We start from the raw sequence: 15150 nt of genomic DNA, 5'->3' as shown, positions 1-15150 counted from the left end.
ATAGGGCGCCCGGCGATTTGGCCTTCACGGCAACCTTAACGACAGCATTCGCGCCGCCGGCCTTCGCGACCGGCGGCGCTTCCCTTTTCAGCCGCGATTGCCGTGCTTATGTGGGTGGCTTCCTAAACGCTGCCGATTCGATATTGCGCCGGCTCCCCGGTGCCTTCACCTCAAGGACAGATCCATGCTTCGCGATCCGCTCGAGACCTACAACAATCTCGTCCCGATGGTGGTCGAGCAGTCGAGCCGCGGCGAGCGCGCCTTCGACATCTATTCGCGCCTGCTGCGCGAGCGCATCATCTTCCTCACCGGCCCGGTCGAGGATTACTCGGCCTCGCTGATCGTGGCGCAGCTCCTGTTCCTCGAAGCCGAGAACCCCAAGAAGGAAATCTCCTTCTACATCAATTCGCCGGGCGGCGTGGTCACCTCCGGCCTCTCGATCTACGACACCATGCAGCTGATCCGCTGCCCGGTGACGACGGTCTGCATCGGCCAGGCCGCCTCGATGGGCTCGCTCCTGCTGACGGCCGGCGCCAAGGACATGCGCTTCGCCCTGCCGAACGCGCGCATCATGGTTCACCAGCCCTCCGGCGGTTTCCAGGGCCAGGTCACCGACATCCTGATCCATGCCAAGGAAGTCGAGAGCCTGAAGAAGCGGCTGAACGAGATCTACGTGAAGCACACCGGGCGCTCCTACGAGGACATCCACGCCGCGCTGGAGCGCGACAATTTCATGACCGCCGAGCAGGCCAAGGAATTCGGCCTGATCGACAAGGTCATGGAGCGCCGGCCGGAGACCGAGGCCTGACCCGGCGCTCGCGATCCTGTGGGTTGGCCCGGCTGATCGGAGCCCCCATATTGAATGAGAGACGGCCCCGTGTTTGCATGGGGTCGGGGGTGAGCGGACGAGCGCTCCATTCTGATCCGGCTTGGGCCGGCCCTGCGTATCCGAATGTACCGGAACGGGCCGTTAACCTAATCATCGTGATCTGAGCGCTTAGATATGACGGAGAGACGACGGCCGCATCCGCCTCGCGCGATGCGGCTCACGGCTCCCGAACTGGAGATGGACGGATGGCTAACAAGCCCGGCGGCGACTCGAAGAGCACGCTTTACTGCTCTTTCTGCGGCAAGAGCCAACACGAGGTGCGCAAGCTCATTGCGGGCCCGACCGTGTTCATCTGCGATGAATGCGTCGAGCTCTGCATGGACATCATCCGCGAGGAATCCAAATCCGCGCTGGTGAAGTCGAAGGACGGCGTGCCGACCCCCAAGGAAATCCGCAAGGTCCTCGACGACTACGTCATCGGCCAGGAGCACGCCAAGAAGGTGCTCTCCGTGGCGGTGCACAACCACTACAAGCGCCTCTCGCACGCGACGAAGCAGAACGACGTCGAGCTCGCGAAGTCGAACATCCTGCTGATCGGGCCGACCGGCTCGGGCAAGACGCTGCTCGCGCAGACGCTCGCCCGCATCCTCGACGTGCCCTTCACCATGGCCGACGCGACGACGCTGACCGAGGCCGGCTATGTCGGCGAGGATGTCGAGAACATCATCCTCAAGCTGCTCCAGGCCTCCGACTACAATGTCGAGCGGGCGCAGCGCGGCATCGTCTATATCGACGAGATCGACAAGATCAGCCGCAAGTCGGACAATCCCTCGATCACCCGCGACGTTTCGGGCGAGGGCGTCCAGCAGGCGCTGCTGAAGATCATGGAAGGCACCGTCGCCTCCGTGCCGCCGCAGGGCGGGCGCAAGCATCCGCAGCAGGAGTTCCTGCAGGTCGACACGACGAACATCCTCTTCATCTGCGGCGGCGCCTTCGCCGGTCTCGACAAGATCATTTCGAGCCGCGGCAAGGGCACCTCGATCGGCTTCGGCGCCAAGGTCGAGGCCCCGGATGATCGCCGCATCGGCCAGATCTTCCGTCAGGTCGAGCCCGAGGATCTCCTGAAGTTCGGCCTGATTCCCGAATTCGTCGGCCGTCTGCCGGTCCTCGCGACGTTGGAGGATCTCGACGAGCCGGCGCTGAAGACCATCCTGACCGAGCCGAAGAACGCGCTGGTCAAGCAGTATCAGCGCCTGTTCGAGATGGAGGACACCCAGCTCACCTTCACCGACGAGGCCGTCAGCCTGATCGCCCGCAAGGCGATCGAGCGGAAGACCGGCGCGCGCGGCCTGCGTTCGATCATGGAAGGCATCCTGCTGGAGACCATGTACGAACTGCCCGGCCTGGAAGGCGTCGAGCAGGTGGTGATCGGCCCCGAGGCTGTCGAGAACAAGGCCCGCCCGCTCTTCATCTATGCGGAGCGCGAGGACGAGACGAAGACCGCTTCGGCTTCCTGACTCTCACCGATTGCGACAACAGGACGCGCGCCCTTGGCGCGCGTTTTGCGTTTCAGGTGGCATGGGCTGGCCGCGGTTTCGCATCGCAACACCCCTGCGCGAGATTGAACCGCTGCAAGGCGCGGTATCCGTCCTTCGTCTGCTGCAGGACAGCGGTGCATGAGCCGGATACCTCGCTTGAAAGCCGGCGAGGAAGTCTCCACTTTAGGTGCACTTGCGAGAGTCGCATGCCTGATGAGGGTGCGATGCGCGAGGGCGGAGAGGCGAATGGTCGCCTAGGCCGCACACGTCCGATCGCTCCGCCCATCTTGGGGGTCCGCCGGGCGCAACTGCAAAGGAACTGCCATGACTGGCTCGACGCCCCGCGCTCCTTTCGTCACAGGCGAGACCGGCACCTACCCGGTTCTGCCTTTGCGCGACATCGTCGTTTTCCCCCACATGATCGTCCCGCTCTTCGTCGGCCGCGAGAAGTCCATCCGCGCGCTTGAGGAAGTGGTGAAGACGGACGGGCTCATCCTGCTGGCGACCCAGAAGAACGCCGGCGACGATGACCCGCAGCCCAACGAGATCTACGAGATCGGCACGCTCGCCCGCGTGCTGCAGCTCCTGAAGCTGCCCGATTCCACCGTGAAGGTGCTGGTCGAGGGCGTCGGCCGCGCCAAGGCGCTGTCTTATTCCGCGTCCGATTCCTTCTACGAGGCCGAGGCCACCGGCCTTGCCGAGGAGGAGGGCAAGAAGGTCGAGGTCGAGGCGCTCGCCCGTTCGGTCGTCAGCGAGTTCGAGAGCTATGTGAAGCTCAACAAGAAGATCTCGGGCGAGATCGTCGCCGCGGTCACTCAGATCGACGAGCCGGCCAAGCTCGCCGACACCGTCGCCTCGCATCTGGCGGTCAAGATCGCCGATCGCCAGGGCGTGCTGGAGATCACCAACGTCGCCCACCGCCTGGAGAAGGTCCTGTCGCTCATGGAGAGCGAGATGTCCGTGCTCCAGGTCGAGAAGCGCATCCGCTCGCGCGTCAAGCGCCAGATGGAGAAGACCCAGCGCGAGTACTATCTCAACGAGCAGATGAAGGCGATCCAGAAGGAGCTGGGCGACGGCGAGGAAGGCCGTGACGAGCTGGCCGAGCTGGAAGAGCGCATCGCCCAGACCAAGCTGACCAAGGAAGCCCGCGACAAGGCGACGGCCGAGCTGAAGAAGCTGCGCCAGATGTCGCCGATGTCCGCGGAAGCGACCGTGGTGCGCAACTATCTCGACTGGATGCTCGGCATTCCGTGGGGCAAGAAGTCGAAGATCAAGAAGGATCTCAACGCCGCCCAGCTGGTGCTCGACGACGATCATTTCGGCCTCGACAAGGTCAAGGACCGCATCGTCGAATATCTCGCCGTGCAGCAGCGCGCCAACAAGCTCGCCGGTCCGATCCTGTGCCTCGTCGGCCCTCCGGGCGTCGGCAAGACCTCGCTCGGCAAGTCGATCGCCAAGGCGACCGGCCGCGAGTTCGTGCGCATGTCGCTCGGCGGCGTGCGTGACGAGGCCGAGATCCGCGGTCACCGCCGCACCTATATCGGCTCGATGCCCGGCAAGATCATCCAGTCGATGAAGAAGGCCAAGACCTCGAACCCGCTCATCCTGCTCGACGAGATCGACAAGATGGGCCAGGACTTCCGCGGCGATCCCTCGGCGGCCCTGCTGGAGGTGCTCGACCCCGAGCAGAACTCGACCTTCAACGACCATTACCTCGAGGTCGATTACGACCTGTCGAACGTGATGTTCGTGACGACGGCGAACACGCTGAACATCCCGCCGGCCCTTCTGGACCGCATGGAGGTGATCCGCATAGCCGGCTACACGGAGGAAGAGAAGACCGAGATCGCCCGCAAGCACCTGATCGCGAATGCGATCAAGAAGCACGGGCTCGACGGCAAGGAGTGGTCGATCACCGACGACGCCCTGCAGACCCTGGTGCGGCGTTACACCCGCGAGGCCGGCGTCCGCAACTTGGAGCGCGAGATCTCCAACACGGTCCGCAAGGGCGTGAAGGACATCGTGCTCGGCAAGAAGGCCAAGGTGGTCGTCGACGAGCCGCTGCTGGAAGAGTATCTCGGCCCGCCGCGCTATCGCTACGGCATGGCGGAGACGGAAAACCAGGTCGGTGTCGTCACCGGTCTGGCCTGGACCGAGGTCGGCGGCGAATTGCTGACGATCGAGGGCGTCATGGTGCCCGGCAAGGGCCGCATGACCGTCACCGGCAACCTGCGCGACGTGATGAAGGAATCGATCTCGGCGGCGGCATCCTATGTCCGCTCGCGGGCTGTCGATTTCGGCATCGAGCCGCCGCTCTTCGACCGGCGTGACATTCACGTCCACGTTCCCGAGGGGGCGACCCCGAAGGACGGCCCGTCGGCAGGCATCGCGATGGCGACCACCATCGTCTCGATCCTGACCGGCATCCCGACCAATCGCGACGTCGCCATGACCGGCGAGGTCACGCTGCGGGGCAGGGTGCTGCCGATCGGCGGTCTGAAGGAGAAGCTCCTGGCGGCGCTGCGCGGCGGCATCAAGAAGGTGCTGATCCCCGAGGAGAACGCCAAGGACCTGATCGACCTGCCGAAGTCGGTGAAGGACGGCATGGAGATCATCCCGGTCGCGCGCATGGAGCAGGTGCTCCAGCACGCGCTGACCCGCCAGCCGGTTCCGATCGTCTGGGAGGAGGATCTCAAGGCCGCGCCGCCCAAGGGAGCGGATGACGAGGCAGCGGGCCTCGTCGCCCACTGACCTTAGATCTCGGAAGAACGAACCGCCGGTGCGCAAGCGCCGGCGGTTTTCGTTTGGCGCGACGCGATTGCGACGCGGCTTGCTCAAGCCCATCTTGAGCCTGTTTCAACAGGCGGGAGAGCCATGAAGCTGCGACATTGTCCGAAGCCCAGGCCACAGCCGGATCGTTGGGCGGCGTTCGACAGCCTGCCGCAGCTGGCGCGGCAGGCGCTGGCGCAGGCCGCTTATCCGCTTGACCCACTTAAGCTGGTTGGCGTGGGGGATGCTGAAGAAGCGTTGCGCCGCATCGACCGGCTGGATGCCGCAGCCAGGCGGCGTGCGGATCGCGCGGCATAGCCAGATGCCATCGATGTGCGGGATGATGGTGGGCGGTGACGGGCTCGAACCGCCGACCCTCTCCGTGTAAAGGAGACGCTCTACCAACTGAGCTAACCGCCCCACGCGGTCGCGTTTAAGGCCTCGGCAGCCGCATCGCAAGCGTTGTCGGGCAGGCCGCCCGCAAACATCGGCCAGAGGCCGAATTCCGCCATCTTCATCGTCACCCTGCGGCGACCATGAAGATGCGCTGCCTGATCCGCCCTCATCCTGTTCTGAGCCATGCAGGCGTCGCTGCTTGTGTAGGGCTCGCCTTGGCCTCGGGGCAGGGTGCGGCACAGACGCTCGTGCCCGATTCCTTCTTCGCCGATCGCCCCGCCTTCTCGCATCCCGAGCAGCCCGCCAAGCCGGCGAGCTGCGAATCCATCGCGGCGCAACTTCCCGATTCGATTCCTGCCGATTCGCGCGTCGACATAGCGATTGCGGGAACGGTGAGCCTCGTCCGGACCGATGGCGCGCTCTGGTATGTCGCCGTCTGCGCCGAGCCGGGCGTCCGTGTCCTCTGTGTGACCTACGGCGCCGGCGACCTGAAACTGGGCGACAAGGCGGTCCTGCGCGGCGGATACAACCGCCAGGACAAGCGTCATGTCCTGCTCGATCCCTGCCTCGCATCCCCGGAAAACGGGGCAGGCGCAGGCGAGCAATAAGAGAGGTCGAGGATATTTTTCCCCAGATGTGATTTTGCCGGCGACACTCGCTTGACACATCCGGCCGGGGGCAATACTCACCACGTCGCTGACGGCGAATGCCCCAGCCGCCCTGCGCGGGCGTAGCTCAGTTGGTTAGAGTGCCGGCCTGTCACGCCGGAGGTCGCGGGTTCGAGCCCCGTCGCCCGCGCCATGTATCTCCCTGAAGATACTGATCTTTTCTTTCTCTCAAAATCTTGGAACGCCTCGGTCCGGAGTAGCCTGACCGGCTGTTGCGGAACGATGAGCCGCTTTCGGTTGCGGCCCGCGCGCGTCGATCTTTCCTTCGCGCCCCGGGAGCGGCCGACGCTGATCTTGCTCCAATCGGGACTTGGGGCCTGCGACAATCTCAGGGCGGTTTCGCTGTGCCGTGGACATGATCCATGGTTGTCTGGTTCCTGGGGAACCGACACCGGATTCCGATGACGACAATCTCGCATGATCTCTTGCTGCAACTGCACCGCGTGAAACTCGGCCAATGAAGATCCGGCAGATCGAGATTTTCCGCTCCGTGATGGCGGGGGGATCGACCATCGCCGCCGCCACCGCGCTTGGTCTCTCGCAATCGGCGGTGAGCCGGCAGCTCACGCAGTTGGAGGAAGAGCTCGGCTTCGAGCTCTTCGAGCGCAGCAAGGGCCGCCTGCTGCCACGGCCGGAGGCTTTCGCCCTGATGGACGAGGTCGGCGAGCTGGCCTCGCTGGTCGCGCGGCTGAAGCGCTATACCGAGGATCTGCGGGCCGGGACCGTAGGCCAACGCTTCCTCAAGGTGGCCGTGCCGCATTCCTTCATCGCGACGGTGATGCCAGAGGTGATCGAGACCTATCTCGCACAGCGCCATGACGCCTCGGTCGAGCTGATCGGAGGGCATTACGATGCGATCGAGCAGATGGTGCTGGCCCGGGCGGCTGATATCGGCTTCGTCAGCCTGCCGCCGCGCGACAAGGGCTTCGATGCCCGTGAGATCGTGCACTCCGAGTCGGTCTGCATCATGCCGGCCGGCCATCCGCTGGCGGAGCGGCCGAACCTCGTGCCGCGCGACCTCTCGGGGCATCACCTGATCATGCTGGGTCGCCAGCGGCCGGCGCGCCTCGCCTTCGAGCGGCAATTGCGGCGGGCGGGCGTCTTCCCGATCGTGCGCATCGAGGTCCATTCCGTCGAGGCCACCTGCGGGCTTGTCGCCCGTGGACTGGGCGTCGCCGTGGTGCCCGAGCTGATCGCGGGCCTCTATCGACACCTGCCGATCGAGCAGCGCCCGTTCAGCCCCTGCATCCACGGCGCCTACGGCATCGTCACGCTGAAGGGCGCGCCGATGTCGCGCTCGGCGGAGGCCTTCACCGACATCCTGAAGAGCCGCCTGGAGGCGCAAGGTCGGACATAGCCCGATGCGCTTTGCGCATAAGGTTGCGCGGGTTTCCGGCGCCGCTCATGGTCGGCGCGACAGGTGAACGGCGATCACGCCGCCCTGCCGTATGCCGGGAGCCATCGATGACCGTCTTCGTCATTCGACGATTGATGCAGAGCCTGCTGGTGCTGGCGGCGACCGCCGTCATCGTCTTCGTCGGGGTCTATGCCATTGGCGACCCCGCGGAGATGCTGATCGCGCCCGACGCCACCCCGGCCGAACGGGCCCAAGTCGAAGCCTCGCTCGGCCTCGACAAGCCGCTGCCTGTGCAGTTCCTCGCCTTTCTCGGCAATGCGATCAAGGGCGATCTCGGCCGCTCCTTCGTCTTCAACCAGCCCTCGATCTCGCTGATCTTCGAGCGTTTGCCGGCGACGCTGGAGCTGGCGCTGGTCGCGATCCTGATTTCGCTTGTCATCGGCATCCCGCTCGGTCTGATCGCCGGCCTGAAGCCGCGCTCCGTCGTTGACGAGACGATCATGACCGGCTCGATCCTCGGCTTCAGCCTACCGAATTTCTGGCAGGGCATGATGCTGGTGATGATCTTCTCGGTCTGGCTCGGCTGGCTGCCCTCGAGCGGGCGCGGGCCGACCGGGCAGATCTTCGGCATCGAGACCAGCTTCGCCTCCTGGGAGGGCATCCGCCACCTGATCCTGCCGGCGACCAACCTCGCCTTGTTCAAGCTCTCACTGGTGATCCGACTGACGCGGACCGGCGTGCGCGAGACCATGCCGCTCGATTTCGTCAGGTTCGCCCGCGCCAAGGGGCTCACCGAGCGCCGGGTCGTGCTCGTCCATGTGCTGAAGACGATCATGATCCCGCTCGTCACCGTAATCGGCATGGAGATCGGCTCGCTGATCGCCTTCGGCGTCGTCACCGAGACGATCTTCGCCTGGCCGGGCATCGGCAAGCTGCTGATCGATTCGATCATGCGGCTCGATCGGCCGGTGGTGGTCGCCTACCTGCTCGTCGTCGTCAGCCTCTTCATCGTGCTCAATTTTGCGGTCGACGTGCTCTACTCGATCCTCGATCCGCGCATCCGGCTGGGGCGCAACTGATGGCCCTTGCGAAACCCGCCCTGTTCGCGGCGCTGCGCCCCGATGCCGACAGCCTGCTGGCGCGCTCGCTCGCCGGCGTCCTGAAGAGCCCGAAGGCGACGATCGCCGCCGTCATCTGCATCCTGCTGATCCTCACCGCGGTGTTCGGCCCGGCGCTGGCTCCGCAGGACCCCTACGACCTCTCGACGCTCGACATCATGGATTCGAAGTTGCCCCCTGGCTCCGAGAGCATGAGCGGTGCGGTCTACTGGTTCGGCACCGACGTGCAGGGCCGCGACATGCTCTCGGCCATGATCTACGGCCTCAGGACCTCGCTCTTCGTCGGTGTCCTCGCCGGTCTCGTCGCGCTCGTCGTCGGCACCGTGCTCGGCCTCTCCGCCGCCTATTTCGGCGGCCGCGTCGACAGCGTGATCATGCGGCTCGTCGACCTGATGTTGGGTTTCCCGACCCTGCTCGTCGCGCTGATGCTGCTCGCCATCCTCGGGCAGGGCGTCGGCAAGGTCATCTTCGCGCTGGTGCTGGTGCAATGGGCGATGTTCGCTCGCGCCGTCCGCGCCGCAGCCCTGGTCGAGAAGGGCAAGGACTATATCGAGGCAGCCAGGATGCTGGGCTTGTCGCGGCCGCGCATGCTCTTCGGCCATCTCCTGCCGAACTGCCTCTCGCCACTCATCGTCATCGGCACGCTCCAGGTCGCGAATGCGATCTCAGCCGAGGCGACGCTGTCCTTCCTCGGCATCGGCCTGCCGATCACCCAGCCCTCGCTCGGCCTGCTGATCGCCAACGGCTATCAGGTCCTGCTCGCCGGCCAGTACTGGATCAGCGTCTATCCCGGGCTCTTGTTGCTCACCCTCGTCTTCAGCATCAACATCGTCGGCGACCGGCTGCGCGAGGTGCTCAACCCCCGTCTCGCGGAGCGCTGAGCCATGACCCCGGTGCTCGTCGTCGAGAACCTCGAAACCCAGTTCGCCAGCTCGGCGGGCCTGGTCCGCGCCGTGGACGGCGTCTCCTTCAGCGTCGATCGTGGCGAGATCCTCGGGCTCGTCGGCGAATCCGGCTCGGGCAAGTCGATCACCGGCTTCTCGATCCTGGGCTTGATCGAGCCGCCCGGGCGGGTCGCGGGCGGGCGCATCCTGTTCCAGGGCGAGGACCTCGTCGGGCTCCCGACGGACCGGCTCAGGCGCCTTCGCGGCAAGAAGATCGCGATGATCTTCCAGGACCCGATGATGACGCTCAATCCGGTGCTCTCGATCGAGACGCAGATGGTCGAGGCCGTGCTCGCCCATGATGCGGTCTCGCGGGAGGAGGCGCGGGTGCGCTCCCGCGATGCGCTCGGTCTCGTCGGCATTCCCTCGCCCGAGGAGCGATTGAAAGCCTATCCGCATCAGTTCTCGGGCGGCATGCGCCAGCGCGTCGCCATCGCGATCGCGCTGCTGCATCGGCCCGATCTGATCATCGCCGACGAGCCGACGACCGCGCTCGACGTCACCATCCAGGGCCAGATCCTGTTCGAGGTGCGCCGGCTGGCGAGCGAGTTCGGCATGGCGCTGATCTGGATCAGCCACGATCTCGGCGTGGTCGCGAGCCTCGCCGACCGGATCGCGGTGATGTATGCCGGCCGCATCGTCGAGACCGGCGCCACCGACGATGTGCTGGACCGGCCCGCACACCCGTATACGCGCGGCCTGATGGAAGCGCTGCCGGCCAACGCGGCGCGCGGCGAGCGGCTGCATCCGATCCCCGGCCTCTCGCCGTCTCCGCTGGCACGGCCCGCCGGATGCGCCTTCCGGACCCGCTGCTTCGCCGCGAGCGACATCTGCCAGCAGGAGCCGAGCCAGCAAGGCAGCGGCCATAGCTTCCGCTGCCACCACCCGCTCGTGTCCGGAGCAGCAGCATGACCGCAGCCCTGATCGAAGGACGCGGCCTCGTCCGGCGCTTTTCCCGCGGTCTCGACGCGGCGGAGAAGCTCGCCCGTGTCCTCGGCGCGAACATCTCCGAGGAGACTGTCCATGCCGTCGAGGGCGTCGACATCGCCATCCGGCAGGGCGAGGTGCTCGGTCTCGTCGGCGAATCCGGCTGCGGCAAGTCCACGCTCGGCCGCCTGCTGGCCGGGTTGCTGCCGCTGACCGAGGGCACCTTGCTCTGGCAGGGCAAGGACGTCACCTCGCTCTCGCGCAGCGAGGCGCTGGAGATGCGCCTGGCCGTGCAGGTGATCTTCCAGGACCCGATGTCCTCGCTCAACCCGCGCAAGCGCGTCATCGATCTCGTCGGCGAGGCGCCGCGGGTGCACGGCCTCGTGCGGGCAGGGGAGGTGGACGACTATGTGGCGGAGCTGCTCGAGAAGGTCGGGCTCGACCCCTCCTACCGCAGGCGCTACCCGCACCAGTTCTCCGGCGGCCAGCGCCAGCGCATCGGCATCGCCCGGGCGCTCGCGGTCAAGCCGCGGTTGATCGTCTGCGACGAGTCGGTCTCGGCCCTCGACGTCTCTATCCAGGCGCAGGTCATCAACCTGTTCATGGATCTGCGCGAGGAGCTTGGCCTGACCTATCTCTTCATCAGCCATGATCTCAGCGTGGTGAAGCATATCAGCGACCGGGTCGCGATCATGTATCTCGGCCGCGTGGTCGAGACCGCGCCGGCCGATGCGTTCTTCGCCGCGCCGAACCACCCCTATACCGCGGCCCTGCTGCGCGAATTGCCCTCGGTGAAGGAGCGCCGCCGCGCCTTCACGCCGATCCGCGGCGAAATTCCCTCGCCGCTGCATCCGCCCTCCGGCTGCGCCTTCCATCCGCGCTGCCCGCGCATCTTCACGCCTTGCGCTCAGGCGCGGCCGGTTCTCGAACCGATCGCTGAGGGACATCTCAGCGCCTGCCATCTCAACCAGGCCGCCGCCGTATCGCTCACGGCCGGCGGCAGCGCCTGAAGAGGAGACATCGCATGACCTCCAAGCTTCACACGATCCGCAAGCCTCGCCTCACCGCGCTCCTGCCCTTGCTCGCCAGCGCCGCCTGGCTCGGCAGCGGTGGCTTTGCCCTGGCGGCCGATCTCATCATCGGCACGGCGAGCGAGCCCTCGGCGATGGACCCACTATTCTCGCGCACCGGCCCCAACCAGAACATCGCCATGCAGATATTCGATCGGCTGGTAGAGACCGATGCGCATCTGCGCATGCAGCCGAGCCTCGCCGAGAGCTGGTCGGCGGTCGACCCGACGACATGGCGGATCAACCTGCGCAAGGATGCCCGCTTCCAGAGCGGCAAGCCGGTCACGGCCGACGATGTCGCCTTCTCGCTGGAGCGCGCCCGCAACGTGCCCAACAGCCCGGCGCCGTTCTCCAACAATGTCTCGGGCGTGATCTCGGCCAAGGCGATCGACGCGACGACGCTGGAAGTGAAGACCGAGGTGCCGACGCCGGACCTGATGGAGCGGGTCGGCTTCGTCTACATCCTCGAGCGCGCCTCCGCCGCGGGCAAGAGCCTGCAGGACTACAACAAGGGCGACGGGCTCGTCGGCTCCGGCCCCTACAAGTTCAAGGAATGGGTGCCGGGCGACCGCGTCATCCTGACCCGCAACGAGGGCTATTGGGGGCCGAAGCCCGCCTTCGAGACGGTGACGATCCGCTTCATCGCCAATGACGCAGCCCGCGTCGCGGCGCTGCGCTCGGGCGCGGTCGACCTGATCGACGGCGTGCCGCCGGCCGACCTGCCGGTGCTGGAGAAGACGGCGGGGCTCAAGGTCCACGCGATCCCCTCGGCCCGCCTGATCTACCTCGCCCTCGACACCGCGCGCGAGGAGAGCCCCTTCGTCACCGACAAGGACGGCAAGCCGCTGAAGCCCAACCCCCTGCAGGACCTGCGGGTGCGTCAGGCGCTGGCCAAGCTGATCAACGTGCCGGCGATCGTCGAGCGATTGCTGAATGGAGCCGGCGTGCCGGCCGGCCAGCTCGTGCCGGAGGGCGTCGCCGGCTTCGACCCCACGCTCAAGCCGGTGGCCAATGACCTTGCCGGCGCAAAGACCCTGCTGCAGCAGGCCGGGCTGAAGGACGGCTTTGGCATCACCATCCATTCCTCGAATGACCGTTTCGCCGGTGACAAGGATATCGCGCAGGCGATCGGCCAGATGTTCTCGCGCGGCGGCATCAAGGTGAACGGCGTGATGACGCAGCCCTATAACGTCTATGCCAGCGCCGCGAGCCGGCAGAGCTTCTCCGCCTTCATCTTCTCGCTGGGCACGACGACGCCGACCGCGGGGCCGGGCATGCGCAACCTGTTCATGACCGCGGATTCGAAGGCCGGCACCGGCGGCTTCAACCGGGCGCGCTATTCCAACCCGGCCTTTGACAAGGCGCTGGCCGAGGCGCTGACGCAGTTCGACGAGGGCAAGCGCATCGCCGCCATCCAGGCCGCGTCGAAGATGGTCTTCGCCGACCTGCCGGTGATTCCGCTCTACTGGCAGAAGATCGCCTGGGCCTCGAAGGCCAACATCACCTACGAGGCCAACATGGCCGAGGACACCACGGCGGCGCGGGCGGGGCTGGCGAAGTGAGCCCGCAATCGATGAAGGCCGCCAGTCCCTTCGTCGCTCCGGAGAGCGGCGATGACGTCGTCACGCTGAAGGATGTCATGGTGACGATGCGGGACGGCGTCCGGCTCGCCACCGATGTCTACCTGCCGGCGCAAAATGGGCAGGCGCTTCCGGGGCCTTTCCCGGTCGTGATGGAGCGCACGCCCTATGGCAAGGCCGAGCGCTCGCGTTCCGAGATCGGTCGCGACGAGATCAAGCCGATGGCCCGCGCCGATGTCGCGGCGCATTTCGTCCGGGCCGGCTATGCCGTGGTCTATCAGGATTGCCGCGGCCGCTACGGCTCGGAGGGCGAGTTCGTCAAATACGTTTCCGATGCCGAAGACGGCTATGATACCTGCGCCTGGATCGTCGGCCAGCCCTGGTGCAACGGCCGGATCGGCACGATGGGCCTGTCCTATGCCGCCCATACCCAGGCGGCTCTGGCTTCGCTGACGCCGCCCGGCCTTGCCTGCATGATTCTCGATTCCGGCGGCTTCTCCAACGCCTTCTCGTGCGGCATCCGTCAGGGCGGCGCCTTCGAGCTCAAGCAGGCGACCTGGGCCTATAACCGGGCGCAGGAAAGCCCGGACGCGCTCGCCGATCCCGTCGTCGCCGCCGGCCTCGCCGCGGAGGACCTGCATGCCTGGTTCCGCGTGATGCCATGGAGCGAGGGCCGTTCGCCGGTGCGCTGGGTGCCGGAATACGAGACCTATCTGCTCGACCAGTGGCGCGCCGGCACCTTCGGCCCGGGATGGAAACGGCCGGGCCTGTGGCTGGAGGGCTTCTACGACGTGGTGCCCGACATCCCGATCCTGCTGATGTCGAGCTGGTACGACGTCTATGTGAAGACGACCTTCGACAATTTCGCGGGTCTCAGTGCTTCGGGCCGCCGGCATCTCAACGTCATCATGGGGGCCGGCTTGCACGGCAACCGCCAGTCGACCTTCGCGGGCGATGTCTCCTTCGGCGAGGCCGCGCCCTTCGACGGGAATGTCGGCGCGAACTGGCTCGATTTCCGCAAGCGCTGGTTCGATCGCTGGCTCAGGGACGAGCCCAACGGGCTGGAGGCCGACCCGACCTTACGCCTGTTCCTGATGGGCGGCGGCTCGGGCGAGAAAGACGCCGACGGACGCCTCGTCCAGGGCGGACGCTGGATCGAGACCTCGCATTGGCCGTTGCCCGGCACGGATCAGCAAGCCTGGTACATTCACGCCAACGGCCGGCTCTCGCGCGACGCGCCGGCTCCGGACGCTGCGCCGTTGACCTATGATTTCGACCCGGCCGACCCCGTGCCGACCATCGGCGGCGCGCTGACCAGCGGCCAGCCGATCTTCGAGGGCGGCGGCTTCGACCAGCGCGAAGGACCGCGTTTCTTCGGTTCGCGCGATGCCGGCATGCCCCTGATCGCGCGGCGCGACGTGCTCGCCTTCGAAAGCTTGCCGCTTGAGGAGGACATGGCGGTGATCGGGCCGATCACGGTCGAGCTCTGGGTCGCCTCCGACGCGCCCGACACGGATTTCACCGCCAAGCTGGTCGACATGCATCCGCCCTCAGTGGATTATCCGACCGGCTTCGCGCTCAACCTGACGGACGGCATCTTCCGCTGCCGCTATCGCCAGTCCTGGGAGAAGCCGGAGCCGATCGAGCCGGAGGTTCCGTTCCGGATCACCATCGAGCCTTTCGCGACGGCGGCGCTGTTCAAGGCCGGGCATCGGATCAGGCTCGACATCTCCTCCTCGAACTTCCCGAAATTCGATGTGAACCCCAATACCTTCGACCCGGAAGGGCAGGGGCGCCGGCGGCAGGTTGCCCGCAACACGGTGTTCTGCGACGCCGCGCGCCCGTCCCGCATCATGGTTCCCGTCGTGCCCCTGTCCTCGCTGTCCGGCCTGTCGCGCGTCACGGAATGACGCGCGACACTTTGGCGGTGGGCTGAACACGGCCGCTGAAACGT

12 protein-coding genes and 2 tRNA genes are annotated in these 15150 nt (G+C 66.3%); 13 read left to right on the top strand and 1 reads right to left on the bottom strand.

What is annotated here, in order from left to right; translation table 11 throughout:
* Nucleotides 1-184: 184 nt before the first annotated feature.
* The 4 genes from AC3WMA_RS01150 (at nt 185) to AC3WMA_RS01135 (ending at nt 5454) form a co-directional block, all read left to right on the top strand.
* Nucleotides 185-808, top strand: coding sequence for an ATP-dependent Clp protease proteolytic subunit (locus tag AC3WMA_RS01150; RefSeq protein ID WP_257731782.1), 624 nt, complete (start codon nt 185-187; stop codon nt 806-808).
* Nucleotides 809-1074: 266 nt separating this feature from the next.
* Entirely contained in the window at nt 1075-2346 is a 1272-nt protein-coding gene (gene clpX / locus AC3WMA_RS01145) for an ATP-dependent Clp protease ATP-binding subunit ClpX (RefSeq protein ID WP_199092832.1), read from the top strand.
* 345 nt (nt 2347-2691) lie between these two features.
* Complete coding sequence (lon, locus tag AC3WMA_RS01140) at nt 2692-5118, top strand: endopeptidase La (protein WP_492283584.1); 2427 nt, start codon at nt 2692-2694, stop codon at nt 5116-5118.
* Between the two features lie 123 nt (nt 5119-5241).
* Complete coding sequence (locus tag AC3WMA_RS01135) at nt 5242-5454, top strand: hypothetical protein (RefSeq protein WP_492283583.1); 213 nt, start codon at nt 5242-5244, stop codon at nt 5452-5454.
* Nucleotides 5455-5480: 26 nt separating this feature from the next.
* On the opposite strand, the gene AC3WMA_RS01130 is transcribed toward AC3WMA_RS01135, so the two are convergent.
* A tRNA-Val gene (locus AC3WMA_RS01130) sits at nt 5481-5556 on the bottom strand.
* Nucleotides 5557-5672: 116 nt separating this feature from the next.
* Here AC3WMA_RS01130 and AC3WMA_RS01125 point away from each other — a divergent pair.
* The 9 genes from AC3WMA_RS01125 (at nt 5673) to AC3WMA_RS01085 (ending at nt 15106) form a co-directional block, all read left to right on the top strand.
* The gene (locus AC3WMA_RS01125; protein WP_492283582.1) at nt 5673-6140 is read left to right on the top strand and encodes a hypothetical protein; all 468 of its coding nucleotides are present in this window, start codon (nt 5673-5675) and stop codon (nt 6138-6140) included.
* Nucleotides 6141-6256: 116 nt separating this feature from the next.
* Nucleotides 6257-6333: transfer RNA gene (locus AC3WMA_RS01120), tRNA-Asp, on the top strand.
* Nucleotides 6334-6657: 324 nt separating this feature from the next.
* The gene (locus AC3WMA_RS01115) at nt 6658-7557 is read left to right on the top strand and encodes a LysR substrate-binding domain-containing protein (protein ID WP_492283581.1); all 900 of its coding nucleotides are present in this window, start codon (nt 6658-6660) and stop codon (nt 7555-7557) included.
* A gap of 107 nt (nt 7558-7664) precedes the next feature.
* Nucleotides 7665-8636 (top strand): ABC transporter permease, encoded by a 972-nt coding sequence (locus tag AC3WMA_RS01110; RefSeq protein WP_492283580.1) that lies wholly within the window; start codon nt 7665-7667, stop codon nt 8634-8636.
* Nucleotides 8636-9556 (top strand): ABC transporter permease, encoded by a 921-nt coding sequence (locus tag AC3WMA_RS01105; RefSeq protein WP_492283579.1) that lies wholly within the window; start codon nt 8636-8638, stop codon nt 9554-9556. Before AC3WMA_RS01110 ends, AC3WMA_RS01105 begins: the two co-directional genes overlap by 1 nt.
* A gap of 3 nt (nt 9557-9559) precedes the next feature.
* Entirely contained in the window at nt 9560-10531 is a 972-nt protein-coding gene (locus AC3WMA_RS01100) for an ABC transporter ATP-binding protein (protein ID WP_492283578.1), read from the top strand.
* Nucleotides 10528-11556, top strand: coding sequence for an ABC transporter ATP-binding protein (locus AC3WMA_RS01095; RefSeq protein WP_492283577.1), 1029 nt, complete (start codon nt 10528-10530; stop codon nt 11554-11556). Before AC3WMA_RS01100 ends, AC3WMA_RS01095 begins: the two co-directional genes overlap by 4 nt.
* A 14-nt stretch (nt 11557-11570) precedes the next feature.
* Nucleotides 11571-13178, top strand: a complete 1608-nt coding sequence (locus AC3WMA_RS01090; protein WP_492283576.1) for an ABC transporter substrate-binding protein — start codon at nt 11571-11573, stop codon at nt 13176-13178.
* A gap of 11 nt (nt 13179-13189) precedes the next feature.
* Nucleotides 13190-15106, top strand: a complete 1917-nt coding sequence (locus AC3WMA_RS01085) for a CocE/NonD family hydrolase (RefSeq protein WP_492283575.1) — start codon at nt 13190-13192, stop codon at nt 15104-15106.
* Nucleotides 15107-15150 lie beyond the last annotated feature (44 nt).

Source organism: Allobosea sp. FW305-C-101 (genome assembly GCF_058783685.1).
The sequence above is the reverse complement of the archived record's forward strand: the minus strand, read 5'-3'. Positions and strand labels throughout refer to the sequence as shown.

Coding starts and splice junctions, on each gene's coding strand:
- AC3WMA_RS01125 (WP_492283582.1), top strand. CDS start 5,673: ATGAAGATGCGCTGCCTGATCCGCCCTCATCCTGTTCTGAGCCATGCA.
- AC3WMA_RS01105 (WP_492283579.1), top strand. CDS start 8,636: ATGGCCCTTGCGAAACCCGCCCTGTTCGCGGCGCTGCGCCCCGATGCC.
- AC3WMA_RS01150 (WP_257731782.1), top strand. CDS start 185: ATGCTTCGCGATCCGCTCGAGACCTACAACAATCTCGTCCCGATGGTG.
- clpX (WP_199092832.1), top strand. CDS start 1,075: ATGGCTAACAAGCCCGGCGGCGACTCGAAGAGCACGCTTTACTGCTCT.
- AC3WMA_RS01135 (WP_492283583.1), top strand. CDS start 5,242: ATGAAGCTGCGACATTGTCCGAAGCCCAGGCCACAGCCGGATCGTTGG.
- AC3WMA_RS01115 (WP_492283581.1), top strand. CDS start 6,658: ATGAAGATCCGGCAGATCGAGATTTTCCGCTCCGTGATGGCGGGGGGA.
- AC3WMA_RS01095 (WP_492283577.1), top strand. CDS start 10,528: ATGACCGCAGCCCTGATCGAAGGACGCGGCCTCGTCCGGCGCTTTTCC.
- AC3WMA_RS01090 (WP_492283576.1), top strand. CDS start 11,571: ATGACCTCCAAGCTTCACACGATCCGCAAGCCTCGCCTCACCGCGCTC.
- lon (WP_492283584.1), top strand. CDS start 2,692: ATGACTGGCTCGACGCCCCGCGCTCCTTTCGTCACAGGCGAGACCGGC.
- AC3WMA_RS01100 (WP_492283578.1), top strand. CDS start 9,560: ATGACCCCGGTGCTCGTCGTCGAGAACCTCGAAACCCAGTTCGCCAGC.
- AC3WMA_RS01110 (WP_492283580.1), top strand. CDS start 7,665: ATGACCGTCTTCGTCATTCGACGATTGATGCAGAGCCTGCTGGTGCTG.
- AC3WMA_RS01085 (WP_492283575.1), top strand. CDS start 13,190: ATGAAGGCCGCCAGTCCCTTCGTCGCTCCGGAGAGCGGCGATGACGTC.